Raw genomic sequence first — 23,916 nt, forward strand, 5'->3', positions numbered from 1 at the left:
GGAACGTGCGCCCCCGAGGCGCGCCGATGCGTCCGGGTATCGGCAGGCGAGCCAGTCGATGCGCTCGCCCGCCGATGATCGCGAGCGGCTACGCCTCGTAGCGAAGGATGCCGCCCTCGCTACCGGTCGCCCGGTATCCACAGGCACGCAGGACCGCGACCGAAGCCGGGTTGTCGGTCGAGACCCGCGCGAACACCGTCCGCACCTCGGGTGCCGTGCGGGCATGGGCCGTGAGCGCGGCGACGGCCTCCGTGGCGTAGCCGCGCCCGCGCCGGGACGCGGCGATGCCGTAGCCGATCTCGAGCATGCCGTCGGCGGGTGGCCAGAACAGGCCGGTCGAGCCGACGAGCAACCCGCTCGCGGCTTCGACGATCAGGCGGTGGCCGAAGGGGCCGTACCAGGACGGATGGTTCGAAAGCTCGGTGGCTATGACGATGTCGCCGTCGGCAGGGAAGTCCTCGGCCCACCGCGGGCTGCGGCGTCCGCAGGCGACTTCGGCAGCGATTTCGGGCGTCCAGCGACGCAACCGTAGTCGCGCGGTGACGAGATCATCGGCAGCGCCGGGGGTTTCGGAAGTGCGAGAGTGATCGGAATCGATCGGCACGGGAATGCTCCTGTTCGGGAGAGGCAGGAGCGGATGGCGCTAGCGCCGCGAGCGCTCCTGCCGGAGGACATGACGAAACAGGCTGTGCGCAGCCATATTCATCGCCTCCTGTTCGTGGCCCGTGCGGTCGGTTCACCGTAGCCGACGCCGGGCCGGACCGCGACCCACTTCGAGCCGAATCGGTATCGCTCCCGGCTCTGCGGCGGTTGACCATGACGCAGGGGCAACGCCTCAGCATGGCGACATGACGACGACAACCGATCAGTTCACAGTGCGCCACGGGGTCACCATCCCGGTGACTCGCGGCGGCCGAGGCCGACCGCTGGTCCTGTGCCCCGGGCTCCTCACGACACAAGCCGATCTGCGAGAACTCACCCACCTCTTACGGCTCGACTTCGACGTGATGACGTTCGACCTGCGCGGCCACGGTCTCTCATCGGCGGGCGAACGGTACTCCTTCGACGCGTTCCTGAGCGATTTCGCCGCCGTGATGACCGAACTCCGACGCCTCCGCCTGCCCTCGGCGCCTCTGCTCGTCGGTCACTCGCTGGGTGCGGACCTGATTGTGCACTACGCCGCCGAACATCCTGGCGACGCCGCAGAACTCGTTCTCATCGACGGAGCGAACCCGGTGCCAGAGCCGTTCCTCACCGAAGCCGAACTACCGTCGTTCCACACGATATGGAAGGAAGCCGTGTGGGCGAACGAAGCCGCCCGAGGCACGCCGCGTCAGATATTGCTCACCACCGAGCAGATTGTCGATCTCAACATCGAACTGGACGCGATACGGTCCGGCCTTCTCGACCGGTACCAGGAGATCGACTGCCCGATCCACATGCTCATGTCGTCGTCGATGGCCGGTGACAGCGCAGACGAGCGCGCGATGCGGTACAACCGGAACTGGCGGGCAGGCATCGAGCGGCTGCTCCGCGCGCGACCGCACATCAGGACGGCATGGCTCGACGCCGACCATGGATCGGTCATCACGCACGCCCCGCACATCGCCCGGATCCTGCGTGGTCTGCGAGATCCTGCCGCCTGAGCGGCGGCGACAGCGGCACCGAATTTCAGGAGAGTCATCTGATGCTGACCATCGGCGAGCTGGCATCGTACGCCGGAGTCACCGTGCGGGCGGTGCGGCACTACCACGCGAAAGGGCTGCTGCGGGAACCGGAGCGAGACCATTCCGGCTATCGCAGATACACCGCGGACGATCTGGTCGAGTTGCTCGAGATCCGGACGCTGGCCCGAGCCGGTGTCCCGCTGGCACGCGTGCGAGAACTGCTACAGGCCGATGCGAATACATTCGCAGCGGCCATCGCCGACATCGACAAGCGACTCCAGGCCGAGATCCGCGAGCGGCAGCGACACCGAGAACAGATCGCCCGCCTCACCGCCGGAGACCACCTGGTACTGCCACCGGAAGTGGTCGAGTTTCTCGACCGGCTGCGAGCACTCGGGATCGACGAGCGGATCGTCCGAATCGAACGCGACGGCTGGATCCCGCTTGCCGCGCACTCACCCGACAAGATCCCGGACTGGATCGCCCGCAAGCGAGGACAACTCGACGATCCTCAGCTCACCGACTTCTATCGCAGCCTCGGTCGGGCCCTCGACCGCACCGACGACCGGCAACTGATCGAACTCGCCGACAAGATGACCGCCTACATCACGACGATCGCCGATGAACAAGGCGACGACTACGTCGGCGGCGGAATCGAACCCATGCTGGTCGAACTGCTGGACGCACTGGCATTCGATAGCTGGCCGCCCGCACGTCGACTGATCGAGCTGCTGACCGAGCGGGGCTGGACCGGCTGGACCATGCTCCAGCGAGCAGCGACAGCGAGCACACGGCCTCGGTGAGTCGCTCTACGCCCGGACGCGATGACGGCCACCTGAAGTCGGCGCCGGGCCGGGGCGCCGCGGACCGGATGGCCGCTGGGTCGATCGCCGCCAACCCGACGGGCGATCGACCCGGGAACGCACGATCGGCGATCGGTGGTGAGCCACCGATCGCCGGTCGTACTGATGAAAGTGTTACCGCGCAAACGAGTTACGCAGATCGACAACGGTGGCGCGGCGCTCGTAGGCGAGCCAGGCGAAGATCGCGGCGAGCACCAAGGGGAAGATCCCCATCATGGGCTTGTCGGCGATGAAAGCCTGCGTCGCGGCGGCGAGCACGGTGAGAACGGACAGCCCCGCGGCGGCGAGGGCACTGAGCCGGGGCACCATCAGGCCGATACCGCCGGCGACCTCGACAACTCCGATGAAGATGAGCAGTCCGAACGGGATGGTCAGATTTTCGGGAGCGTTGTCGGCCAGGGTGTTCGGGATCACGAGCTTCGGCCCGCCGGAGGCGATGATGAAGAACAGGCCGAGCAGGATCTGCAGAGTCCACAGGACGCGGTTGCGGATCGTGCCGGGACGGTTGGTGAGGTCGGCGGAGAAAGCGGCGGTGGGGTCGGCGGTGGTCATGTCCGGTCCTTCTGGTCGGTCGCGCCGGGTTGGTAGCGCGTTCACCTGATAGGACGGAGCAGGGTCCGAGGACTCATCGCTGTCAGCGAGAGTTCACGGAGAAATGGCCCGATCCTGTGCGAGGCGCGCTGTTACGGTCCTGCGCATGTGCTCAGATTTGTGGTCGCAGAAGGTGCGCTCCGCCCGCTGACGGCGGCGCCCTCCCGTCGCGCGCGGATCCGAGATGGACCTGATCGAATCCTTGCTCCGCTGAAGGCATTACCCAAGCGCCGCCGCGGATTCCGACCGGGCGCAGTCCCGCGGCGAACCACACGGAGACCGAATCGAGACATAGAGAACAGTAATGTTCGCACAACAGCCCTCGATCATCCGTATATGAAAATCGGACGTGGACTCGTAGCAACCGTAGCCACCGCACTCGTCGGAACCGCGATGGCCGTCGCAGCGCCGGGCACCGCCAACGCCGCCGACCCCTGTCAACTCGGATGGTCCAACGTCGGCCCCCGCAGCTGCGCCATGACGCAGTTCAACTCGGCTCCGACGTGGACATTGGGCAACGGCGTCTGCGTCGGCATGCTCACTGCCGGAGGCACTGCCTACGACGGGCCCCTGCCCAGCACCCACTACAGCGCGCCGGGAAGCACCCATTCCATCGAACTGCGTCTCTTGCAAGGCTTTTCCCCGCTGGGCGACTGGGCGCCGAGCCTGCTGGCCTGCGACGTGACGGCCATCATCGACTGGCACAACCTCGACACCGGCCAGCGCGGCTCGGTGACCCGCTTCATCCCCGCGTGGCGGACGGGCTCCCACCCCGACTTCGTGTACGTCCACCCGGGGCCCGGACGGGTCGCGCTCACCGTGCGGACCGACCGCCCGAGCATCCCGGCGACAACAGAAGTGTTCGTTCCCTGATCGCACAACCGCGAACCACCGGCCGCGTGCGCTACGCGGACCAGGCGCACCTGCTGAACCCGGATCGATCCCGCCAACCCGACCTGAGTCGATCCGGACAGGCGTGACCGGCGATCGGTGCAGTCCACCGATCGCCGGTCATCCTCGTGAATATGTCAACGCGACAGCGAGTTGCGCAGATCGGTGACGGTGGCGCGACGTTCGTAGGCGATCCAGGCGAAGATCGCGGCGAGCGCCAGGGGGAAGATCGCCATCGCGGGCTTGTCGACGATGAACGCCTGCGTCGCGGCCGCGAGCACGGTGAGAACGGACAGCCCCGCGGCGGCGAGGGCACTGAGCCGGGGCACCATCAGGCCGATGCCGCCGGCGACCTCCGCGACTCCGATGAAGACGAGCAGTGCCAGGGGGATGGTCAGATTCTCGGGGGCGTTCTCGGCCAGCGCATTCGGCATGAGGAGCTTCGGCCCGCCGGAGGCGATGACGAAGAACAGCCCGAGCAGGATCTGCAGGGTCCACAGGACACGGTTGCGGATCGTGCCGGGACGGTTGGTGAGGTCAGCGGAGAAAGCGGCGGTGGGGTCGGCGGTGGTCATGTCCGGTCCTTCGGTGTCGGTCGCGCCGGGTTGGTAGCGCGTTCAACTGATAGGACGGAGCAGGGTCCGAGGACTCATCGCTGTCGGCGAAAGCTCTTCGGAACCGCTGCTGCACCGGCTCTGCTCGCAGTTGGTCATGGCATGAGGCGGGCACCGAAAGGATTGTCCAGCACGGTCTTCCAGCTGTGGTCGGGTTGCCGCCGCAGGGTGGCCACCGATAGCCCGCTCTCGGCGACCGGCGTGCCGTCGGTGTCGAGCGCCCCCTTGCCACGAGGAGATCGATGCGGCCCGAGCCGCGCTACGCCATGACTCCGACTGGAGCGTTCCTCCCTCGCGAGGCTCGCGGCCGTGGTCGATCTCATGCGTCGCCACCTGCCGGAGTTCGGTGACGGCGCGCGGCAGTTCTGCCTCGGTCAGGTGTGCCGTCTTGGGACGTCGGTCGATCCGGCACTCGGCTCGTCGGGCGCCCGAAGGCGCCGGCCGATCGCGTTCAGGGCTGCTCGCAGATCGGCGGGTCGGACGTCGCCGAGGCCGGTGTCGAAGGTGATGAACAGGCCCGCGACCCCGGCCCAGGACCAACTGCCGATGGTCAGGCGGCAGTGCTGAGAGTCGATCGCCTCGACCACCGATCCGCCGGGCGCCCAGCGAGCGACGACATGGGCGGGGAGTTCGAGGGTCGCCGACCCGACGCACGGCCAGTGGCCTGGCGTGTCCCCGCGGTCGGGATTCTGCACCACGAGGCGGGTGAGGTCGTCGTCGGTGAGTGGTTGCGGCGTGAAGGTCGCGCCTGCCGGGGTGCGCGGATGGATGCGGTCCACGCGGAAGGTCTGCCAGGTGCGGTGTCGACGGTCCCGGGCCACGAGATACCAGCGACCGGCCCAGACGACGAGGTGATGGGGCTCGACCTCACGTGGCGGCCGAAAACCCGCTGTGCCGGGCTCCGGGATGACGCCGTCGGGCTCGCGGTAGTCGAAGCGCAGCACGCGGCTGGTGCGGATCGCCGAGCCGACGTCTCGCAGAACGGTGACGGCGATGGGCGGAGCCGCGAACTCCCAGTAGTTGCGCAGGCTGGTGACCTCGAACGCCTCGCTCGCGGCGCGCAGCCGTGCGGGCATGACCTGACGCAAGGTGGTCAGGGCGCGCGTGACGGCGTCATCGATCCCGGTCACGGTCGCCGGCGCGGTGTGCAGCGCCAAGGCGATCGCGATGGCCTGTTCATCGTCGAGGGTGAGGGGCGGCAACTTGCCACCGTGCCCGAGGCGGTATCCACCACCGGGGCCCTTGACCGGATCGACGGGATAACCGAGCGCGCGCAGCGTGTCGACATCGCGGCGCAGGGTCCTGGGGGAGATGTCGAGCCGCTCGGCGAGTTCGCCTCCCGGCCACTCCACGCGCGCCTCGAGCAGTGACAGCAGGCGCAGGATCCGCGCAGACGTATCGGCCACGGGTAACACCCTCGCAGAAGTAGCGGTCATTCGATGGCCGCTACCGGTGGCACGGTGCGGTCATGACCACATCCACCCCACCTTCCACCACGCCCGGCCGGTCGGCCGCGGTCGCGGGCGGGCGCGCATCGCTGGCGCTGCTCGTCGTGTTGTTCGCCTCGTTCATCGACCTGCTCGACGTCACGATCGTCACCGTCGCCGCCCCGGACATCGCCACCGATCTGCACGCCACCGATGCCCAGCTGCAGTGGATGCTCGCGGCCTACACCCTGGCCATCGGAGCCGGGCTGATCACCGGCGGCCGGGTCGGCGACGACTACGGCCGTCGCCGAACCTTCCTCGTCTCTCTCACGTGCTTCGCGGTCGCCTCTGCGGCGTGCGCTCTGGCGCCCACCGCCGGTGCGTTGATCGCGGTCCGGGCCGTGCAGGGCTTGGCGGGCGGGTTCATGGTGCCGCAGGTGTTCGGAATCATCCGCTCGTCCTTCGAGCCGGCCGCCATGGCCAAGGCGTTCGGCGCGTTCGGCGCGGTGCAGGGCTTGGCGGCGGTCGCGGGCCCGTTGCTCGGTGGCGCTCTCGTCGACGCGGACCTGTGGGGTCTGGGCTGGCGGACGATCTTCTGGATCAACATCCCGGTCGCCGTCGTCGCCCTGGTGCTGGGGATACGGGTGCTGCCCGAGTCCACGGCACCGGCGCGGGCTCGCCTGGACATCATCGGCGCACTCGTGTCCGCGGCCGCCGTGGTGCTGATCCTGTTGCCGCTGGTGCAGGGCAACGACTGGGGTTGGCCCCGATGGGGATGGGTCCTCCTCGCGGCAGGCGTCGTCCTGCTGGGTGTGTTCCTGGCCTATGAGCGCAGTGTCGCGGCAGGCGGCGGCGAGCCGATCCTGGACCCCGCGCTGCTGACCATCCGGCCGTTCACCGCCGGCCTGTTCGGATCGCTGCTGTTCTTCGGGGCGCTGGCGTCGTTCTTCCTCGTCCTGTCCATCTACTTGCAGGCCGGGACCGGACGCTCCGCATGGGAAACCGGCCTGGTGTTCCTGCCCTATGCGATCGGCTCGATGATCACCTCCGGGGCCGGTATAGCCCTCGCCGCCAAGGCCGGCCGCGCGCTCATCATCACCGGTGCTCTCACGCTGGCCGCGTCGCAGGGCCTGTTGTGGCTGCTCGTCCACGACGCGGGCACCCCCGGCTACTGGCCCCTCGCCGGCGTCATGTTCCTCGGCGGCCTCGGACTCGGTCTCGGGGCGCCGATCCTGGTCAACGTCGTCCTCGCCGGCGTCCCCGGCCGGAACGCCGGCGCCGCGGGCGGTGTCCTGTCGACCGTCAACCAGATCGGTGGAGCCGTCGGCGTGGCCGCCCTCGGCACCATCTTCTTCAACGCCCTCACCCCCACCGCCGGCTCGACCGCCGAGGATCCCGTCACGATGTACGGCCACGCTTTGGCTCAGGTCATGATCTGGCAGGTCGCCGCCTACGTCCTGGCCGCGGTCGCGATGCTCGCTCTGCCGAAGACCGCCGCCACCCATCAGCACTGACCGACCGATGTGTTTGTCGTGACCCCAGCATCCGGCGTGACCGGAATCCGCGCTGGAGCATCGGGTAGCCATGGACAAGCTCGGCGAAATCGTCGAGGACTATACCCGGGACCATGGGCCGCTGACTCAGGAAGACATCGATGCGGCCCGTGCCGCGCTACGCCATGACTCCGACGGGAAGTCCGGGGCCGCTGCCTGATGGCGGGGACACTGCTGCTCGACAGCGAAGGGCTGTCGAAGCTCTACCGCGGTGACCGGGCCGTGGTGACCTGGGTCGAAGCCGCGCGGCTGGAGAACATCAGGGTAGGCACCACCACGATGACCAGGCTCGAGGCCGAGCACGGCCGTCTCCCGAAGAACCGGATCTCGTGGACGCTGTCCCGCTTGGAGGTCCACGAGATAACACGGCGGGTGAGCGACGACGCCGCCGAACTGCTCCGGACGCACAGTCTTCACGGCCACAAATACGCCGTCGACGCCGTCCTGGCCGCCGTGGCGAGAGCCGCGCGACCACCGGTTACCGTTCTCACCTCCGACACCGAAGCCCTGACGCTGCTGTGCGGGCCGGGAATCGCCGTCGTCGCAGTGTGAATCCCGGGACTTCCGATCCATCGGCCACTTCTCAGGTGAAGGGGTTCGCCGTACGGCCGACCAGATCGGCAACTGAATCCAGGACCAAGGTCGGCCGGTAGGGGTACTGCTCGACGGAGGCAGCCGTGGAAATGCCGGTGGTCACCACCAGGATGGTGCGCATACCGGCCTCCAGCCCGGAGATGACGTCGGTGTCCATGCGATCACCGATCATGACCGCCGACTGCGAGTGGGCGCCGATGCGACGCAGAGCCGAGCGCATCATCAGCGGGTTCGGCTTGCCGACGTAATACGGCTCGCGGCCGGTGGCGCGGGTGATCAGGGCGGCAACCGAACCGGTGGCGGGCAGCAGGCCCTCGCGGGACGGCCCGGTGGCGTCGGGATTGGTGGCGATGAATCGGGCCCCACGCTCGATCAGGCGGATGGCGGTGGTGATGGCTTCGAAGGAGTAGGTGCGGGTCTCGCCGAGGACGACGTAGTCGGGGTCGCGGTCGGTGAGGACGTAGCCGATCTCGTGCAGGGCAGTGGTGAGGCCGGATTCGCCGACGACGTAGGCGGTGCCGCCGGGGCGCTGGGCGTCGAGGAAGGCGGCGGTGGCCAGGGCGGAGGTCCAGATGGCCTCCTGCGGGATGTCCAGGCCGGTCAGGCGCAGGCGGGCTTGCAGGTCGCGTGGGGTGCGGATGGAGTTGTTGGTGAGGACGAGGAAGGGGATCTCGTTCGCGCGCAGTTCGGCGAGGAACGTGTCGGCGCCGGGGACCAGGTGGTCCTCGCTGACCAGGACGCCGTCCATGTCGGTCAGGTAGGAGAGGACGGGCTCGTTGTCGCTGAGGTGGCTCTCGCTCGCCTGGCTGTTGGTCACCCGTCGATTCTGCGCCATCGCCGTGGGGAGGTAGCGCAGGGCGGTCACGGCGAGCTGTATCGCGCGAGCGTACGGGCGGCCAGGTCGCGGAGGTGGGCACGGGCTTCGGCGGGCGCGGTCACGATCGCTTGGTCGGCGAAGGGCAGGAGCTGGCGCACGTCCTCGAGGACGCGGCAGGTGAGGGTGAACGGCATCTGCTCGCCGTCCGCGGGCGGGTGGACGGTCAGGCGGGTGCCGAGGATCCGCCGGGCGCGGTCCACCTGGGTCACGTGCAGCAGGCCCGCCACGCGCAGGTTCTCGGTGTTCTCCCAGTTCGCGGTGAGGTGGGCGGCGACCTGCGCCGCTGTGACGCCCGGCCGCAACCGGCGCGGGACGCGCAGCGGCTCCCAGTCGGCGAGGCGTTCGAGCGAATACAGGCGCGGACTGCCCTGCTTGTCGGCGACGAGATACCACCGGCCGCCCTTGGCGAGCAGGCCGTAGGGGTCGACGACCTGCCAGGTCGGTTCCGCCTCGACAGCGCGGCGATAGTTGATGCGCAACCGCACGCCGCGCCGGAGATCGCCCACCAGCCGCGCCGGTTCCACGCCACCAGCCTGCGCGGAGAACCACGGCCGGTTGTCGGTGACGACGACGGCGCTCAGCGGCAGCGACTGTCCCGGCCGTGCCCGGCCGCGCGGCGTCACCTTGTCCAGGGCTCTACGGCCGTCGCTGCGGCCGCCGAGCTGGTCGCGCTGGGCGTCGTCGAGGCCGGCCAGGGCGAGGTGATCCCGCTCGTCGGGGGTCAGGCGGGCGGTGTCGAGGCTGCCGCCGGGCAGCAGCGACACCCCGCCCCACCGGCCGCGCCGGATCAGGATCGGGAAACCGGCGTCCTGCAACCACCGCAGGTCGCGCACCACGGTTCGCGTCGAGACGCCCACCTGATCGGCCAGGTCGGCGGTGGTGAGGCACTCGCGCGTCTGCAGGGCGAGCAGCAGGGCGAAGAAGCGATCCGGGGTCATATTTCCGAGAATTCCAGAAATCACGACGGATTCCGTCGTATATGAATTGCACTCTGCTGCGGTCACTGTCAGCAACACCAGGAGAACGCACATGACCGCACCGAACATGTTCATCGTCTACGTCACCGACGCGCCGGCCTCGGCCCGCTTCTACGGCGACCTCTTCGACATGAAGCCGGTGTTCGAATCCCCCCGCTTCATCGCCTTCGACCTGGGCGGCGGCGTTCAGCTCGCGCTGTGGAGCGGGGTCGACGACGACCACCTCGGCGCGGTCACGCGCACCAGCGAGGTGTGCCTGACGATCGACGGCGGCGCCGACCGGATCGACGCCCTGCACCGCGACTGGATGGCCAGGGGTGTGCGCATCGTCATGGAACCGCACGACGAGGTGTTCGGGCGCACCTTCCTCGCCACCGACCCGGACGGCAATCTGATCCGGGTGGCCCCGGTCGACTGAGCTGTCGGCACGTCCCTCGGCAGGGACGGTCTGTTCCGCGCACGGCCGGCGTGACTAGTGTCGGAAATCGGCCGTGCGAGAGCAGAGCACACAAGCGACAGGAGAGACACGCACATGGGTGATCTCAAGCTGGGATACAAGGCGTCGGCGGAACAATTCGGGCCCCGCGAGCTGGTGGACATCGCCGTACTCGCCGAGGAGCACGGCATGGACTCCACCACCGTGAGCGATCACTTCCAGCCCTGGCGGCACAAGGGCGGGCACGCGCCGTTCTCGCTGGCCTGGATGGCGGCCGTGGGCGCGCGCACCGAGCGCATCCAGCTGGGCACCTCCGTGCTGACCCCCACCTTCCGCTACAACCCGGCGGTGATCGCGCAGGCGTTCGCCACCATGGGCTGCCTGTACCCGGGGCGGGTCATGCTCGGTGTCGGCACCGGTGAGGCGCTCAACGAGATCGCCACCGGCTACCAGGGCGAATGGCCGGAGTTCAAGGAGCGGTTCGCGCGGCTGCGCGAGTCGGTGGACCTGATGCGGGCGCTGTGGACCGGCGATCGCGTGGACTTCGACGGCCAGTACTACAAGACCGTCGGCGCGTCCATCTACGACGTGCCCGAAGGCGGGGTGCCGGTCTACATCGCCGCGGGCGGGCCGCTGGTGGCCCGCTACGCCGGGCGGGCGGGCGACGGGTTCATCTGCACCTCGGGCAAGGGCATGGAGCTCTACACCGAGAAGCTGATGCCCGCGGTGGCCGAAGGCGCGGCGAAGGTCGAGCGCACGGTCGACGACATCGACCGGATGATCGAGATCAAGATCTCCTACGACACCGATCCCGAGCTGGCGCTGGAGAACACGCGGTTCTGGGCGCCGCTGTCGCTGACCGCCGAGCAGAAGCACAGCATCACCGACCCGATCGAGATGGAGGCCGCCGCCGACGCGCTGCCGATCGAGCAGATCGCCAAGCGCTGGATCGTGGCCAGCGACCCGGACGAGGCCGTCGAGCAGATCAAGCCGTACCTGGACGCGGGCCTCAACCACCTGGTCTTCCACGCGCCCGGCCACGATCAGCGCCGGTTCCTCGGCCTGTTCCAGCGCGATCTCGCCCCGCGCCTGCGCGCCCTGGGCTGATCCGACGATTCGGCCCCGCTGCTCCTCACGAGCGGCGGGGCCGAATTCGTTCGCGCGAGCTGTTTCAGCTCAGGGCGTGCTCGAGATCGCCGAGCAGATCCTCGACGTCCTCGAGGCCCACGGAGATGCGCACCACGCCGTCGCTCAGGCCGATGCCCGCCCGCCCCTCCGGCCCCATCGCGCGGTGGGTGGTGGTGGCCGGGTGGGTGATCAACGTCTTGGCATCGCCCAGGTTGTTGGAGATGTCGACGATCCGCAAGCGGTTGAGCATCTCGAAAACACGCTTCTTGCCCTCGCCGTCGCCGGCCGCGAGTTCGAAGGTGACCACGGTGCCGCCGCCGGACATCTGGCTGCGCGCCAGGTCGTACTGCGGATGCGATTCCAGGAACGGATACTTCACCCACGACACCGAGGAGTTGCCCTCGAGGAAGCGGGCGATCTTCAGCGCCGATTCCGTCGAGTGCCGCACGCGAAGCGGCATCGTCTCCAGGCCCTTGAGCAGGGTCCAGGCGTTGAACGGGCTCAGCGCGGGGCCCGTGTGGCGCATGAGGTTCTTGACCGGGCCGTCGATGTACTCCCGATCACCGAGGATCGCGCCGCCGAGCACCCGGCCCTGGCCGTCGATGTGCTTGGTGCCGGAGTAGACGATGACGTCGGCGCCGAGGTCGAAGCCCTTCTGCAGCAGCGGGGTGGCGAAGACGTTGTCCAGCACCACCTTCGCGCCCGCGGCATGGGCGAGTTCGCTCACGCGGCGCACATCGACGAGAGTCTGCATCGGGTTGGCCGGGGTCTCGAAGAACACGGCCGTGGTGGGCACCGACAGCGCCTGTTCCCACTGGTCGAGATCCTCGCCGTCGACGAACACCGTCTCCACGCCCCAGCGCGGCAGGATCTCGTTGCACACCACGAAGCAGGAGCCGAACAGGCTGCGCGCGGCGACGAGACGGTCACCGGCCTTCAACAGCGCGCCGAGCGCGGTGAACACCGCCGACATGCCGCTGGCGGTGGCGAACGCGGCCTCCGCGCCGTCCATCAGGCGGATGCGTTCCTCGAACATCGCCACGGTGGGGTTGCCATAGCGGGAGTAGACGAAGTGCTCGACCTCGCCGGTGAACGCGGCCTCGGCGGCCTCGGCGCTCTCGTAGACGAAACCGGAGGTCAGGTACAGCGCCTCGGCGGTCTCCTCGAAACCGGAGCGACGCAGCCCGCCGCGCACCCCGAGGGTGGCGGGGCCGACGCCCTCGGGCAGCGGCTTGTCGAACGAACCTCCGGTGATCACGACTGCCTCCACGGCAGGCCCTCGGCCCGCCAGCCCGCCACGCCACGACGACCCTCGTCATCCAGCGGACCCTCGAAACCGTCGATCACGTTGTAGGAGGGAGCGATTCCCAGGTCGGTCGCCAGCGTGGCGGCGTTCGCGGAACGCTGGCCGGAACGACACAGGAAGACGACCGGGGCCTCGAGATCGCGCCCGGCCAGCGCCTTGCTCAGTTGCTCGGCGAAGCGCGGGTTGGGCGAGCCCGTGCCGTCGACCCATTCGATCAGCGCGGTGGGCCGGTCGATGGAACTGGTGTCGGGCACGCCGACGAAGCGCCATTCGGCTTCGGTGCGCACGTCGATCAGGACAGCCGCGGGATTGTCACGCAACAGCTCCCACGCCTGAGACGGGGTGATGTCCCCGGCATAACTCATTCCAACCTCCTGTGAATCCGCACTTGCCGCACCGTCGTCGGTACGGCCGGGTCGTCACCCGGAGCACCCCGCCGCGGAGGAGGGTTGCCGACCAGCAAGCCGGGGCTTGGCGCTGGTACTCATGACCTCGGCTCTGAGATTGCCTGCCACGAAGTCGCGCTGTCAACCGATTCACTCAGTGCAGATCAGCCATCCGCGCTCGCCGCGCACGAGGTTCCAGGTGGCGGTCTGCTCGGCGCCGTCCATCGCGGTCGTGACCGTGGCCTTGGCGCGGTCACCGTTGACGGTCTGGCCGGTGACCGACCTCAGTTCGATTGTCTTGCCGGAATCTTCCTGATCGGCCAAGGGCGAGCGGTCGGGGTCGAAATCCGCGCACGCGGAACCGGGCGGCGGCACCTCGTCGGTGGCGTTCGTACCCTCGACGAAGTTCTGCACGGCCGCGGTGATGCGATCGGCCTCTGTGACATTTTTCTCAGCGGGCGACAGGATGCCACCCAGCACGATGCCGACCAGCACCAACACCGCGACCACCGCGGCGGCGATGAACGGCGTCATCGACCGCTCGTCGGTCTGATCGATCGGGATGACGGGCTCGTCCTGTGCTGAGGGTTCGCTGTCGGCCATGCCTCGATGATCCCTGGTGAGCAGGTACGCACGGGCGGCGACCCCCGGCCGGGTCCGGTTGCCCGTCCCGATCACCCGGGTAGCGTGGGAGACGGCGGGGACCACGGTTCGAGTGCGTACGGGCCCCACCGATAGAATGGCCGATCACGGCCCCGCGAGGAGCCGCCGTGACCTGGATTCCGACGGCGAGCGGCTGACGTCCACACCGACGTGGTGACCGGATCGATGCGTCGACTTAGCCTGGGCTAACTACATGGGCCTAAGCTGAGAACAAACTCCAGTTGAAGTTTTCGACCGATAAGGGTGCGCGTAAAAGATGACCGAACAGAGTGCAGCGCCGGCCAGCGGCGCCCGCCCGCTCCGCATCGCGATCGTGGGCGCCGGACCCGCCGGGATCTACGCCGCCGACGCGTTGATGAAGTCCGAAGCCGAGGTCAGCATCGACCTCTACGAACGCATGCCCGCGCCGTTCGGCCTGATCCGCTACGGCGTCGCACCCGACCACCCCCGCATCAAGGGCATCATCACCGCCCTGCACAAAGTGCTCGACAAAGACCAGGTCCGGCTCCTGGGCAACATCGACTACGGCACCGACATCACCCTCTCCGACCTGCGCCGCTTCTACGACGCGGTCATCTTCTCCACCGGCGCCAACGCCGACCGCGCCCTGAACATCCCCGGTATCGAGCTCGACGGTTCCTACGGCGCGGCCGACTTCGTGTCCTGGTACGACGGGCACCCCGACGTGCCGCGTTCCTGGCCGTTGGACGCGGAGAAGGTCGCCGTCCTCGGTGTCGGCAACGTCGCTTTGGACGTAGCGCGTGTGCTGGCCAAGACCGGTGACGAACTGCTGCCCACCGAGATCCCCCCGAACGTCTACGAGGGGTTGAAGGCCAACAAGGCCCTCGAAGTCCACGTGTTCGGCCGACGCGGCCCCGCGCAGGCGAAGTTCACGCCGTTGGAGCTGCGCGAACTCGACCATTCCCCGAACATCGAGGTCATCGTCGATCCCGAGGACATCGACTACGACGAGGGCTCCGAAGCCGCCCGTAGGCATTCCAAGCAGGTCGACATGGTCGCCAATACCCTCGAACAGTGGGCCATCCGCGACCAAGGTGCTCGCCCGCACAAGCTGTTCCTGCACTTCTTCGAGTCCCCCGCCGAGATCGTCGGCGACGACAACGGCAAGGTCGTCGGCCTGCGCACCGAACGCACCCAGCTCGACGGCACCGGCAACGTCAAAGGCACCGGCGTGTTCAAAGACTGGGACGTCCAAGCCGTCTACCGCGCCGTCGGATACCTGTCGCAGAACATCAGCGAGCTGCCCTTCGACGACCAGGCAGGCACCGTACCGAACGAGGCCGGTCGCGTGCTGGCCGACGAGAACGCCGACGGTGCGGGCCGCTACGTGCCCGCCACCTACGTCACCGGCTGGATCAAGCGCGGCCCGGTCGGTCTGATCGGCCACACCAAGGGCGACGCCAACGAGACCATCGCCTGCCTGCTCGACGACGCGCCGTCGTTCACCCCGGCCGAGAACCCGGACCCGCAGGCCGTGATCGACTTCCTGGAGGGCAAGGGCCTGCCGTTCACCACCTGGGCCGGTTGGTACCGGCTGGACGCGCACGAGCGTTCGCTGGGCGAGCCGGAAGGCCGCGAGCGGGTCAAGGTCGTCGAGCGCGAGGACATGCTGCGCGCCAGCGAACCGAACAAGGTGTAGGACTTTTCCGAATCATCCTGAAGAGGGGCGCGGCATGCGCCCCTCTTCCATGTCCGCTCGCGGTCGTCTCCCGATGGGACGGGTGCGACAGCGACGCGATCTCGAGGCATTCTGTACAAGTGTTCGACGCACATGTCCACATCATCGATCCGCGGTTTCCGCTGACCGAGAACGAGGGCTACCTGCCCGAGCCGTACACCATCGCCGACTATCGAAAGCGGATGGCGCGCTTCGACGTCCAGGGCGGAGCCGTGGTCAGCGCGTCGTTCCAGGGCACCGATCAGGCCTATCTCAAGGCGGCGCTGGCCGAACTGGGCGAGAACTGGGTCGGGGTGACCCGCCTGGACCTCGACGCAGGCGACGACGAGATCGTCGAACTGGACCGCGTCGGCGTGCGCGCGCTGCGCTTCAACCTCAAGCGGGCCGCCACCGACATCACCGGCATGACCGTCCAGGCGCTGCGCGCCCACGAACTGGCGGGCTGGCACGTCGAGGTCTACGTGGACGGGCAGATGCTCGCCTCGCTGCAACCGGTGATCACCAAGCTGCCCGCGCTCTCGGTCGACCATCTCGGCATGTCCGAGGAGGGCCTGCCCTACCTGCTCGACCTCGTCGACCGGGGCGCGCGGGTGAAGGCGACCGGTTTCGGCCGGGTGTCGATGAACGTGGCCGACACGCTGCGCCGCATCCACGCGGTCAATCCCCAGGCGCTCATGTTCGGCAGCGACCTGCCGGGCACCAGGGCGGGCCGCCCGTTCCGCGACTCGGACGTGGACCTGCTCTGCGATGTGGTCGGCGCGGACATGCACGCCGTGCTCGAGGACAACGCCCGCGCGTTCTACCGCCTGCCCGCCAGGCAGCGCCCCGAGTTCGACGACCCCGACCCGACACTGCCGCTGCCCGCGACCGAGGCGGTGGGGCCGATCCGGCGCGAACCCCCGCAGGAACCGGCCGACACCATCCCGTTCGGCGCGATCGAGCGCTGACCGGGCTCAGTCCTTGCGACCGGTGAGGGCGAGGGAAGCACCGAGCCCGATCAATACCAGCCCGCCCGCTCCGCCCACCGCGGCCAGGCGGCGAGGGGTGCCGGCCAGCCAGGCACGCGCGGTCCCCGCGGCCAGCGCCCACCCCGAGTCGCAGAACAGGGCGAATGCCGGGATACACAGGCCGAGCACCAGAACCTGCCCGGTCACCGCACCCCGGCCGGGGTCGACCACTTGCGGGAGCAGCGCGGTCAGAAAGACGATCGACTTGGGGTTGGCCACACCGACGACGAATCCGTCACGCAGCACCCGCCTCGTGGTGAAGGCGGGTGCCACCCCGTCGGTCCCCAGCACGCCGGCCAACTCCGCGCGCTGCCGAATCGCCTGTATCCCCAGGTAGACCAGATACAGCGCGCCCGCCAGTTTGATCGCGGTGAACACCGTCGCCGACGCCGTCACCACCGCACCCAGCCCGAACGCGACGGCGACGACCTGCGCATACACCCCCGCCGAGTTGCCCACGACCGTCAGCAGCGCGGCACGCCGCCCGACCGTGAGCGCCCGCCCGATCGTGAACAGCACACTCGGCCCCGGCAGCGCCACCATCACGAACGCCAGCCCCGCGAAGGTCACCCACTGCGACCACGTCACCATGCGGGGCAACGGTATGCGCCGATCCGCCGACCGGCAACAGACTTTCCCCGGCCGACCGCGCGGTCTTCGTCCGATCCGAGAAGCGGCGGGCTCTACACCGCGATGGCCCCCACCACCCACACAGCGGTAGCCAGCAGCGCACCGGCGAGTTCGATCAGGATCGACAGGCCCACGCCCTTGAGGGCGTGCACGGTGAAGGTCCACGCCTGCTTGCTGTCGCTCAGCCGTTCCAGTTCGCTGAGGTAGACGCCGAGGACGAAGCCGGCGAACAAACCGACCACGGGGATCACGAAGAAACCGACGATGGCCAGTGCCCCGCCGAGGAACAGTGCCCGGTTGGGCACCCCGGCTTCCTTCATATTGCGGCCCGGCCACATGTACTTGATCACCCCGGAGACCACGAGCAGCACGGTGGTGATCGCGAAGACCACCCACGCCGTGGTCCCGCCGGTCATGATCGCCCAGACCAGGATCGCGCCGAAGATCGCGAGCACGCCCGGCAGCACCGGCACGACGATGCCCACCAATCCGACCAGGATCACCAGGCCGACAACGATTTCGCCCCACACACTCACGTTCGAATCCCTCCGTCCGCCCGCTGTCGCGCGCCGCACGGATTCTCGCCCATCGCGCTGTCATACGCACGCGGGGCAGGGCCTGCGCGAGGCGCAGTTATTGTCATACTGTCAATACAGCTCGCCGGGCCGCTCCGGCGAGAGGCACCGGCTGCCGGTGACCTGGATCAACGACGAACCGAGGTAAGGCGTGAGCACTTCATCCACCGCCACCAAGCAGGGCCCGCTCGCGGGCATCCGAGTTGTCGAGCTGGCAGGCATCGGCCCCGGCCCGCACGCGGCGCTGCTGCTGGCCGACCTGGGCGCCGACGTGGTGCGCGTCCAGCGGCCCGGCCAGTTCCCCGGCCTGATGGAGCGCCCGCAGTGGCGCGGCCGCACGATCGTCGAGGCCAACCTCAAGGACCCCGCCGACATCGAGAAGGTACTGCGCCTGATCGACAAGGCCGACGTGCTGATCGAAGGCTTCCGTCCCGGCGTCACCGAGCGCATGGGTCTGGGCCCCGAGGAGACGCTGGCCCGCAACCCGCGCCTGGTGTACGGCCGGATGACCGGCTGGGGCCAGCACGGCCCGCTGGCCGATCGGGCAGGCCACGACATCAACTACATCTCGCTCACCGGCGTGCTCAACGCCATCGGCCGCAAGGGTGAGCGGCCGGTGCCGCCGCTGAACATGGTCGGCGACTTCGGCGGCGGCTCGATGTTCCTGGTGTTCGGCATCCTCGCGGCGCTGGTGGAACGCCAGAGCTCGGGCGAGGGCCAGGTCGTCGACGCCGCGATGGTCGACGGCGCGCTGGCGCTCTCGCACATGATCTGGGGCATGCGCGGCGTCGGCCTGTGGTCCGACGAGCGCGGCACCAACCTGCTCGACACCGGCATGGCGTTCTACGACACCTACGAGACCGCCGACGGCAGGTACATGGCCGTGGGCGCGATCGAGCCGCAGTTCTACGCCGAACTGCTGAAGGGCCTCGAGCTCGATCCGGCGGACCTGCCCGCCCAGATCGACCCGAGCGCCCAGGACGACCTGCGCAAGCTGTTCACCGAGAAGTTCAAGACCAAGACCCGCGACGAGTGGGCCGAGATCTTCGCCGGCACCGACGCCTGCACCACCCCTGTGCTCACGCTGAGCGAGGCCACCGAGAACGAGCACATCGTCGCGCGCACCGGCCTGGTGGAGATCGACGGCGTCGTGCAGCACGCGCCCGCCCCGCGCTTCTCGCGCACCCCGGCGGCCGTGCCGACACCGCCGCCGAACGAGGGCACCCCGATCGAAACCGTCTGGGCGGACTGAGATCCGGCGCTACGGCCCCACGCGCGACCGCCGGTCGCGCGCGGGGCCGTTCGCATTCTCCGGGGCCGATCACGTTCTCCGGGGCCGTTCGCATTCTCCGGGGCCGTTCGCATTCTCCGGGCCGCGGTTGCGTGGACGCGGCGCGCCGAGCGGTCGCGCGACCGACGACTCGGCGGACCGCAGGTCGGCGGGCCGGGCGTTCAGCGCACGGAGAGGTTCAACGGGTCGAGCGGTTGCGCGGCACGCGGAGTGAGCGCGGCATAGGCCGACGCGATCGACTCGACCGCCAGGCGCAGTTCCGCCTCACGGTGGGTGTAGGGCAGGCGCACGAAGCGCTCGAACGCGCCTTGGACACCGAAACGCGGTCCGGCGGCGAGCAATACGCCGTGATTGGGTGCGGTGGCGGCCAGCGCGGTGGAGACCGGCGCGGGCAGTTGCGCCCAGACCGACATGCCGCCCGCACCGGGCTGCACCTTCCAGTCCGGCAGTTCCCCGGCGAGGGCGTCCAGCAAGGCGGCGCGCTGGGCGCGAAGCTGTTCGCGGCGGCGGGCCAGGGCCTCGTCGGCGTGTTCGAGCAGGTGGACGGTGGCGAGCTGGTCCATCACCGGCGTGCCGAGGTCGACGGTGGCACGGCTGCCCAGCAGCCTGGTGATCAGCGACGTGCCCGCGCGGATCCAACCGACCCGCAGGCCGCCCCAGAACGACTTCGAGGCCGAGCCGATGGTGACGATCTCGCTGCCCTTGCCGAACACGGCCACCGGGGGCGGCATGGTCTCGGTGTGCGGGTCGAGGCCGAGATCGACCATGGACTCGTCGACGATGATCGTCATGCGGGTCTCGCGGGCGATGGCGGCCAGTTCGGCGCGGCCCTCGCCGTCGAGCATCATCCCGGTGGGGTTGTTGAAGTCGGGGACCAGGTAGGCCAGGGTCGCGGCGGTCTGCCGGGCGGCGCTGCGGACGCCGTCGAGATCCCAACCGGCGGAGGGATTCTCGAGCAACAACGGCACCGGGACGGGGCGGGCGCCGACATCGCGGATGGCCTCGATGGCGTTCGGGTAGGTGGGGTGTTCGATGAGCACCCGGGCAGCCGGGGCGGCGAGCACGTTGAGCAGCAGACGCAGGCCGTGCTGGGCGCCGAGAGTGATGAGGATCTGGTCGGGATCGGTGGGCAGGCCGCGGGCGGTGTAGCGGCGGGCGACGGCTTCACGCAGGGCGAGCATGCCGACCGGGTCCATGCCGTGCGTACCCAGGTAGGTCGGCAGACGTTGCAGGGCATCGGAGTACGCGTTCTCGATGCCCTCCGGGGCAGTCATGGCGGCATAGGTGAGGTCGACGGTGGTCGGCTCCGGTTGCATGATCGTGGCGAGGATGCCCCGCGAGGCCCTGGTGCCGTCGCTCGGCACGCTGGGCGGCAGTGCCACGGTGGAACGGGACCCCTGCCTGCTGATCAGGTAGCCGTGTTCGCGCAGCAGGGCGTAGGTCGAGGTGATGGTGGTGCGGCTGACGCCGAGGGTGGCGGCCAGATCGCGCTCGCTGGGCAGCGCGACACCGAGCGGGGCGCGACCGTCGTGGATGAGCAGCCGGATGCCCTCGGCCAGCGCCAGGTAGGCGGGCCTGCCGCGGTGCGCGGTCTCCTCCGCGCCCACCGTCCGCCAGTTGCCCAGGTCGCGCGCCAGTCCGGCCGCACCGATCACTCGAGTCGCCATAGAGTCCAGTATTCGGGTAGTGGATATTCAAAAGCAAGGCCAGTGGCCCGACCCTGAAGGGATGACCACTCTGCTGCCGCTGCTGATCGCCCTCGCCGTCACCGTTCTCGCCTACCGAGCCGTCCGCCGCGAGCCGGTCGCCTCCAGGGTGCACGCGCAGTTCCGCGCGATCGGCGCGCACCGCGACGCCGATCCCGGATTCTATGATCACCAGCGACAATTGCGGGACATCACGGCCGCGCGCATACACGACGAAGACCGCGAGGCCGCCTGATCCGCATGCGGTGGCAGCACGAAGCTCCGATCGTTCGTCAGCCCGCGCCGCGCCGATGCGCGGCCGAGAACCAGTCCAGTCCAGTGGCGAAAAACTGGACTGGACTGGTTCGCAGATCTCTACTGCCTCGAGCTCGGTGTCGGCCCCCGGGTGCACACTGGTCCTATGAGTGCCCCCGCCCGCCGGACCGAGGCCGCACGGTCCGAACGCGCACGGTCTGAACGCGCACGGTCCGAACGCGCACGGTCGGAGGCCGCGTTGCCGGACCAGGCGCGGGCCGACACCGCGCTGTTCCAGACGGCGATCGGCGTCTGCGCCATCAGCTGGCGTGCGGATGCCGTGGTGGGGTTCCGGTTGCCGGAGGCCGATCCGGGCGCCGCGCGCGAGCGGCTGCGGCGGGCGGACATCACCGAAGCCGAGCCGACCGAGGTGATCCGCGCGGCGATCGACGGCGTCCGCGCCCACCTCGCGGGCGAACCGGACGATCTGCGCTGGATCCGGCTGGACCTGGCAGGCCTGCCGGACTTCCACCGCACGGTCTACGAGATCACCCGCGCCATCGACCCCGGCCACACCCTCAGCTACGGGCAGGTCGCCGAACGCGCCGGGCTGCCGGGAGCGGCGCAGGCGGTCGGGCAGGCGCTGGGCCGCAATCCGATCCCACTGATCATCCCGTGCCATCGTGTGCTCGCCGCCGACCACGCGCTGCACGGATTCTCCGCACCCGGCGGAATCGGCACGAAGGCGCGATTGCTCGAGATCGAGCGCACACCGGGTTTCGGCGAGCCGACGCTCTTCTGAGCGCGCCGGGGCGTTGCGCGCCGAGACCCGTGCGACGGCACCCACCCGCCCGGCCTGATCCCGCCCAACGGCACGGTCGGCGGCCACGATGACGGTCTGGGTTACGATCCGGCAATCCGGGCAGCCGGATATCCGTCCGTATCGTCGGACACCGGATCCGATCGATCATCAGATAGCAGGAACGCGCGTGCAGATCATCTTCGACGACATCGACGCCGCCGAAATCGACCGCCGTATCGCGCTGTACGGCCCGCTCACGCAGGCCGTGCGGGAGCTCGTGGACGCGACCATTCGCACCGAGGCCGACGAGGACACCATTCGCGATGTCGAGGCGACCATCCGCGTAGCGACCGCGCGGTTGCGTGAGAAGCAGATCGAGGGCTCCTTCGGCGCCAGGTACACCGCCGACGGGACCGTGATGTCGTGGGGCAACGCGGCGGTGGGCGTGCGCAATCCGATCGCGCCGCCGATGGTCGTCGAACGGGACGACACGGGGCTGCACTGGGCCGAGATCACCCTGGGGGCCGCCTACGAAGGGCCGCCCGGGCTGGTCCACGGTGGGGTCACCGCGCTGCTCCTCGACCAGATCCTCGGCCATGCCGCGGCCGTCGACGGCAAGCCATCCTTCACCGGAACCCTCACGCTGCGCTACCGGAGGCCGACGCCCCTGGGGAAGGTCCGCGCCGAGGCGCGCGTCGACCGTGTCGAAGGAGTCAAGACCTTCGTCGTCGGTTCCCTGTCGACCGCCGACGGACTCACTGTCGAGGCCGATGGCGTCTTCATTCAGCCGGCCTGGGTACGCGACCGGGCCGAATGATCGGAGCGGCCCCGCCGGACCCAGCCGCCCGACGACGGCCGGGAACAGGGTTTCGGCAGCTCAGGACAGACGGACCTCGGCGGTGGCGAGGCCGAAGATCTTGCGGCCCGCCGATTTCGCGGTGATGAGCACGACGGCGGTCTTGGATTCGGGATCGACCGACTTGATGCGGCCGGAGTATTCGACGGTCCCGACGGCGTTCGCCTCGACCACGGTGTAGTTCGACAGCCGGACCGTGTACTTGGCCAGCGCGCCCGGGTCGCCGAGCCAGTCGGTGACGAAGCCGGCACCGCAGGCCATGGTGAGCATGCCGTGTGCGATGACGTCGGGCAGGCCCGCCAGCTTCGCGATGCGATCGTTCCAGTGGATCGGGTTCGCGTCGCCGGACACACCGGCGTAGTTGACCAGATCGCCGCGAGTGAGGGCCACGGTGCGCGGCGTGAGCGTATCGCCGACCGCCACCTCGTCGAAGCGCACCGAGGTGTGCGGGGCGCGGGGCGCGGCGATCCTGGTCGAGAGGGCGACCTTCGCCGAAGGCGATTGCTCGGCGGACCCCTGCGCGCCGTCCTGGACGGTGGTGGCCGGAGCGTTCACGTCGAGACCGTGCATGAGAACGCTCTTCATGGCGTCGCCGATGCCGGGGTCGACCTCGTCGGCGGTGATGCCGACGACGGTGGTGTGCATGACCTGCACCACACAGCCGGATTCGTCGGTGAAGGTGTTGGTGACCGTCAGCAGATCCTTGCCCGCGATCCGCCGGACCGAGGACAGCTCGACATCGCTGGTCAAACGGTCGCCCGCGACGACAGGTGCGTACCACTCGAAGACCTGATCGGTCTGCACGTACACGTCGTAGCCGGTGATGACGGACTCGAACAGCCTGCGGTTGGCCAGCATCGCCGGGATCGAGAAGAAGGTCGGCGACGCGACCAGGCCGGTGTAGCCGAGCTCGCCCGCGGCGGCTTCCTGCCAGTGCGCGGGATGGTAGTCCTGCACGGCGCGGGCGTACTCGCGAATCTTCTCCCGCCCGACCTCGTAATAGTCGTCGAGCCGGTAGTGGTGTCCCACCAGCGACTGCGAATGCGCACCCACATCGAATGTTGCTGTCACAAGCTGCCTTCCTCCGAGTCGGAGCCATGGTAATCACTCCGAAGCCGCCCGCTCACATATGCGATTGCGCTA

The 23,916-nt window shown here is 69.0% G+C and carries 27 protein-coding genes and 1 riboswitch; of the genes, 14 read left to right on the forward strand and 13 right to left on the reverse strand.

Translation table 11 applies throughout. The features are described 5' to 3' along the window. Window positions 1–88 precede the first annotated feature (88 nt). Window positions 89–604 carry a GNAT family N-acetyltransferase gene (locus NS3_RS00650; RefSeq protein ID WP_218018176.1) on the reverse strand — a complete coding sequence of 172 codons (516 nt, stop codon included), beginning with the start codon at window positions 602–604 and terminating at the stop codon, window positions 89–91. Between the two features lie 244 nt (window positions 605–848). Here NS3_RS00650 and NS3_RS00655 point away from each other — a divergent pair, with 244 nt between their 5' ends. Both NS3_RS00655 and NS3_RS00660 read left to right on the forward strand, forming a co-directional pair. Continuing rightward, the gene (locus NS3_RS00655; RefSeq protein WP_067852199.1) at window positions 849–1,646 is read left to right on the forward strand and encodes an alpha/beta hydrolase; all 798 of its coding nucleotides are present in this window, start codon (window positions 849–851) and stop codon (window positions 1,644–1,646) included. A gap of 41 nt (window positions 1,647–1,687) precedes the next feature. Continuing rightward, entirely contained in the window at window positions 1,688–2,470 is a 783-nt protein-coding gene (locus NS3_RS00660; protein ID WP_067852201.1) for a MerR family transcriptional regulator, read from the forward strand. Between the two features lie 174 nt (window positions 2,471–2,644). Here the strand turns inward: NS3_RS00660 and NS3_RS00665 are convergent, their stop codons facing one another. Continuing rightward, window positions 2,645–3,082, reverse strand: a complete 438-nt coding sequence (locus NS3_RS00665; RefSeq protein ID WP_067852202.1) for a DoxX family protein — start codon at window positions 3,080–3,082, stop codon at window positions 2,645–2,647. Window positions 3,083–3,514: 432 nt separating this feature from the next. Here NS3_RS00665 and NS3_RS00670 point away from each other — a divergent pair, with 432 nt between their 5' ends. Next, the gene (locus NS3_RS00670) at window positions 3,515–3,994 is read left to right on the forward strand and encodes a hypothetical protein (RefSeq protein WP_245649379.1); all 480 of its coding nucleotides are present in this window, start codon (window positions 3,515–3,517) and stop codon (window positions 3,992–3,994) included. 155 nt (window positions 3,995–4,149) lie between these two features. Here the strand turns inward: NS3_RS00670 and NS3_RS00675 are convergent, their stop codons facing one another. Together NS3_RS00675 and NS3_RS00680 are read right to left on the reverse strand one after the other, a co-directional pair. After that, complete coding sequence (locus tag NS3_RS00675; protein WP_067852204.1) at window positions 4,150–4,587, reverse strand: DoxX family protein; 438 nt, start codon at window positions 4,585–4,587, stop codon at window positions 4,150–4,152. A gap of 413 nt (window positions 4,588–5,000) precedes the next feature. After that, complete coding sequence (locus NS3_RS00680) at window positions 5,001–6,032, reverse strand: helix-turn-helix transcriptional regulator (protein WP_157101089.1); 1,032 nt, start codon at window positions 6,030–6,032, stop codon at window positions 5,001–5,003. Window positions 6,033–6,094: 62 nt separating this feature from the next. On the opposite strand from NS3_RS00680, the gene NS3_RS00685 reads away from it, so the two are divergent. The 3 genes from NS3_RS00685 (at window position 6,095) to NS3_RS00690 (ending at window position 8,158) form a co-directional block, all read left to right on the forward strand. Beyond that, on the forward strand, window positions 6,095–7,567 hold the full coding sequence (locus NS3_RS00685) for an MFS transporter (protein WP_067852208.1): 1,473 nt from the start codon (window positions 6,095–6,097) through the stop codon (window positions 7,565–7,567). Window positions 7,568–7,637: 70 nt separating this feature from the next. Beyond that, window positions 7,638–7,766 carry a hypothetical protein gene (locus tag NS3_RS30280; protein WP_281204520.1) on the forward strand — a complete coding sequence of 43 codons (129 nt, stop codon included), beginning with the start codon at window positions 7,638–7,640 and terminating at the stop codon, window positions 7,764–7,766. After that, entirely contained in the window at window positions 7,766–8,158 is a 393-nt protein-coding gene (locus tag NS3_RS00690) for a DNA-binding protein (RefSeq protein ID WP_067852210.1), read from the forward strand. The genes NS3_RS30280 and NS3_RS00690 overlap by 1 nt, the downstream gene beginning before the upstream one ends. 31 nt (window positions 8,159–8,189) lie before the next feature. Here NS3_RS00690 and NS3_RS00695 read toward each other — a convergent pair whose 3' ends face one another. Beyond that, window positions 8,190–8,948: an HAD-IIA family hydrolase gene (locus NS3_RS00695; RefSeq protein WP_174550420.1), complete on the reverse strand. Its 759-nt coding sequence runs from the start codon at window positions 8,946–8,948 to the stop codon at window positions 8,190–8,192. 113 nt (window positions 8,949–9,061) lie between these two features. Continuing rightward, window positions 9,062–10,015 (reverse strand): helix-turn-helix transcriptional regulator, encoded by a 954-nt coding sequence (locus NS3_RS00700; RefSeq protein WP_067852212.1) that lies wholly within the window; start codon window positions 10,013–10,015, stop codon window positions 9,062–9,064. A 91-nt stretch (window positions 10,016–10,106) separates the two neighbouring features. On the opposite strand from NS3_RS00700, the gene NS3_RS00705 reads away from it, so the two are divergent. Then, window positions 10,107–10,472 (forward strand): VOC family protein, encoded by a 366-nt coding sequence (locus NS3_RS00705; RefSeq protein ID WP_067852214.1) that lies wholly within the window; start codon window positions 10,107–10,109, stop codon window positions 10,470–10,472. A 114-nt stretch (window positions 10,473–10,586) separates the two neighbouring features. Next, entirely contained in the window at window positions 10,587–11,597 is a 1,011-nt protein-coding gene (gene fgd, locus NS3_RS00710; protein WP_067852216.1) for a glucose-6-phosphate dehydrogenase (coenzyme-F420), read from the forward strand. A gap of 64 nt (window positions 11,598–11,661) precedes the next feature. Here fgd and NS3_RS00715 read toward each other — a convergent pair whose 3' ends face one another. From NS3_RS00715 to NS3_RS00725, 3 genes are all read right to left on the reverse strand, one after another. Beyond that, entirely contained in the window at window positions 11,662–12,876 is a 1,215-nt protein-coding gene (locus NS3_RS00715; RefSeq protein ID WP_067852741.1) for an O-succinylhomoserine sulfhydrylase, read from the reverse strand. Beyond that, window positions 12,873–13,289 carry a rhodanese-like domain-containing protein gene (locus tag NS3_RS00720; protein ID WP_067852218.1) on the reverse strand — a complete coding sequence of 139 codons (417 nt, stop codon included), beginning with the start codon at window positions 13,287–13,289 and terminating at the stop codon, window positions 12,873–12,875. Before NS3_RS00720 ends, NS3_RS00715 begins: the two co-directional genes overlap by 4 nt. 14 nt (window positions 13,290–13,303) lie before the next feature. Further along, a riboswitch (SAM riboswitch) is annotated at window positions 13,304–13,416 on the reverse strand. 44 nt (window positions 13,417–13,460) lie between these two features. Next, window positions 13,461–13,913 (reverse strand): Rv0361 family membrane protein, encoded by a 453-nt coding sequence (locus NS3_RS00725; protein ID WP_157101090.1) that lies wholly within the window; start codon window positions 13,911–13,913, stop codon window positions 13,461–13,463. Window positions 13,914–14,229: 316 nt separating this feature from the next. Between NS3_RS00725 and NS3_RS00730 the strand changes: the two genes are divergently transcribed. Continuing rightward, the gene (locus NS3_RS00730; RefSeq protein ID WP_067852222.1) at window positions 14,230–15,633 is read left to right on the forward strand and encodes an FAD-dependent oxidoreductase; all 1,404 of its coding nucleotides are present in this window, start codon (window positions 14,230–14,232) and stop codon (window positions 15,631–15,633) included. Window positions 15,634–15,752: 119 nt separating this feature from the next. After that, a complete protein-coding gene (locus NS3_RS00735) occupies window positions 15,753–16,619 on the forward strand; it encodes an amidohydrolase family protein (protein ID WP_067852225.1) in 867 nt (288 codons plus the stop codon). A gap of 6 nt (window positions 16,620–16,625) precedes the next feature. Here NS3_RS00735 and NS3_RS00740 read toward each other — a convergent pair whose 3' ends face one another. Together NS3_RS00740 and NS3_RS00745 are read right to left on the reverse strand one after the other, a co-directional pair. After that, window positions 16,626–17,270, reverse strand: coding sequence for a LysE family translocator (locus NS3_RS00740; protein WP_067852227.1), 645 nt, complete (start codon window positions 17,268–17,270; stop codon window positions 16,626–16,628). 92 nt (window positions 17,271–17,362) lie between these two features. Next, the gene (locus NS3_RS00745) at window positions 17,363–17,845 is read right to left on the reverse strand and encodes a DUF456 domain-containing protein (protein ID WP_067852229.1); all 483 of its coding nucleotides are present in this window, start codon (window positions 17,843–17,845) and stop codon (window positions 17,363–17,365) included. A 190-nt stretch (window positions 17,846–18,035) separates the two neighbouring features. Here NS3_RS00745 and NS3_RS00750 point away from each other — a divergent pair, with 190 nt between their 5' ends. Then, window positions 18,036–19,136 carry a CaiB/BaiF CoA transferase family protein gene (locus NS3_RS00750; protein WP_067852231.1) on the forward strand — a complete coding sequence of 367 codons (1,101 nt, stop codon included), beginning with the start codon at window positions 18,036–18,038 and terminating at the stop codon, window positions 19,134–19,136. Window positions 19,137–19,336: 200 nt separating this feature from the next. Here the strand turns inward: NS3_RS00750 and yczR are convergent, their stop codons facing one another. Further along, the gene (gene yczR, locus NS3_RS00755) at window positions 19,337–20,842 is read right to left on the reverse strand and encodes a MocR-like transcription factor YczR (protein WP_067852234.1); all 1,506 of its coding nucleotides are present in this window, start codon (window positions 20,840–20,842) and stop codon (window positions 19,337–19,339) included. 61 nt (window positions 20,843–20,903) lie between these two features. On the opposite strand from yczR, the gene NS3_RS00760 reads away from it, so the two are divergent. From NS3_RS00760 to NS3_RS00770, 3 genes are all read left to right on the forward strand, one after another. Then, window positions 20,904–21,116, forward strand: a complete 213-nt coding sequence (locus NS3_RS00760; protein ID WP_067852236.1) for a hypothetical protein — start codon at window positions 20,904–20,906, stop codon at window positions 21,114–21,116. A gap of 165 nt (window positions 21,117–21,281) precedes the next feature. Next, window positions 21,282–21,917: a methylated-DNA--[protein]-cysteine S-methyltransferase gene (locus NS3_RS00765; RefSeq protein ID WP_084494921.1), complete on the forward strand. Its 636-nt coding sequence runs from the start codon at window positions 21,282–21,284 to the stop codon at window positions 21,915–21,917. A gap of 187 nt (window positions 21,918–22,104) precedes the next feature. Then, window positions 22,105–22,734 carry a PaaI family thioesterase gene (locus NS3_RS00770; RefSeq protein WP_067852238.1) on the forward strand — a complete coding sequence of 210 codons (630 nt, stop codon included), beginning with the start codon at window positions 22,105–22,107 and terminating at the stop codon, window positions 22,732–22,734. Between the two features lie 60 nt (window positions 22,735–22,794). On the opposite strand, the gene NS3_RS00775 is transcribed toward NS3_RS00770, so the two are convergent. Then, entirely contained in the window at window positions 22,795–23,844 is a 1,050-nt protein-coding gene (locus tag NS3_RS00775) for a fused (3R)-hydroxyacyl-ACP dehydratase subunits HadA/HadB (protein WP_067852240.1), read from the reverse strand. Between the last annotated feature and the right edge of the window lie 72 nt (window positions 23,845–23,916).

It is taken from the genome of Nocardia shimofusensis NBRC 100134, assembly GCF_001613125.1.
In the GTDB taxonomy this organism is placed as follows: Bacteria; Actinomycetota; Actinomycetes; order Mycobacteriales; family Mycobacteriaceae; genus Nocardia; species Nocardia shimofusensis.

Coding starts and splice junctions, on each gene's coding strand:
- NS3_RS00655 (WP_067852199.1), top strand. CDS start 849: ATGACGACGACAACCGATCAGTTCACAGTGCGCCACGGGGTCACCATC.
- NS3_RS00660 (WP_067852201.1), top strand. CDS start 1,688: ATGCTGACCATCGGCGAGCTGGCATCGTACGCCGGAGTCACCGTGCGG.
- NS3_RS00665 (WP_067852202.1), bottom strand. CDS start 3,082: ATGACCACCGCCGACCCCACCGCCGCTTTCTCCGCCGACCTCACCAAC.
- NS3_RS00670 (WP_245649379.1), top strand. CDS start 3,515: ATGGCCGTCGCAGCGCCGGGCACCGCCAACGCCGCCGACCCCTGTCAA.
- NS3_RS00675 (WP_067852204.1), bottom strand. CDS start 4,587: ATGACCACCGCCGACCCCACCGCCGCTTTCTCCGCTGACCTCACCAAC.
- NS3_RS00685 (WP_067852208.1), top strand. CDS start 6,095: ATGACCACATCCACCCCACCTTCCACCACGCCCGGCCGGTCGGCCGCG.
- NS3_RS30280 (WP_281204520.1), top strand. CDS start 7,638: ATGGACAAGCTCGGCGAAATCGTCGAGGACTATACCCGGGACCATGGG.
- NS3_RS00690 (WP_067852210.1), top strand. CDS start 7,766: ATGGCGGGGACACTGCTGCTCGACAGCGAAGGGCTGTCGAAGCTCTAC.
- NS3_RS00695 (WP_174550420.1), bottom strand. CDS start 8,948: ATGGACGGCGTCCTGGTCAGCGAGGACCACCTGGTCCCCGGCGCCGAC.
- NS3_RS00700 (WP_067852212.1), bottom strand. CDS start 10,015: ATGACCCCGGATCGCTTCTTCGCCCTGCTGCTCGCCCTGCAGACGCGC.
- NS3_RS00705 (WP_067852214.1), top strand. CDS start 10,107: ATGACCGCACCGAACATGTTCATCGTCTACGTCACCGACGCGCCGGCC.
- fgd (WP_067852216.1), top strand. CDS start 10,587: ATGGGTGATCTCAAGCTGGGATACAAGGCGTCGGCGGAACAATTCGGG.
- NS3_RS00720 (WP_067852218.1), bottom strand. CDS start 13,289: ATGAGTTATGCCGGGGACATCACCCCGTCTCAGGCGTGGGAGCTGTTG.
- NS3_RS00725 (WP_157101090.1), bottom strand. CDS start 13,913: ATGGCCGACAGCGAACCCTCAGCACAGGACGAGCCCGTCATCCCGATC.
- NS3_RS00730 (WP_067852222.1), top strand. CDS start 14,230: ATGACCGAACAGAGTGCAGCGCCGGCCAGCGGCGCCCGCCCGCTCCGC.
- NS3_RS00740 (WP_067852227.1), bottom strand. CDS start 17,270: ATGGTGACGTGGTCGCAGTGGGTGACCTTCGCGGGGCTGGCGTTCGTG.
- yczR (WP_067852234.1), bottom strand. CDS start 20,842: ATGGCGACTCGAGTGATCGGTGCGGCCGGACTGGCGCGCGACCTGGGC.
- NS3_RS00760 (WP_067852236.1), top strand. CDS start 20,904: ATGACCACTCTGCTGCCGCTGCTGATCGCCCTCGCCGTCACCGTTCTC.
- NS3_RS00765 (WP_084494921.1), top strand. CDS start 21,282: ATGAGTGCCCCCGCCCGCCGGACCGAGGCCGCACGGTCCGAACGCGCA.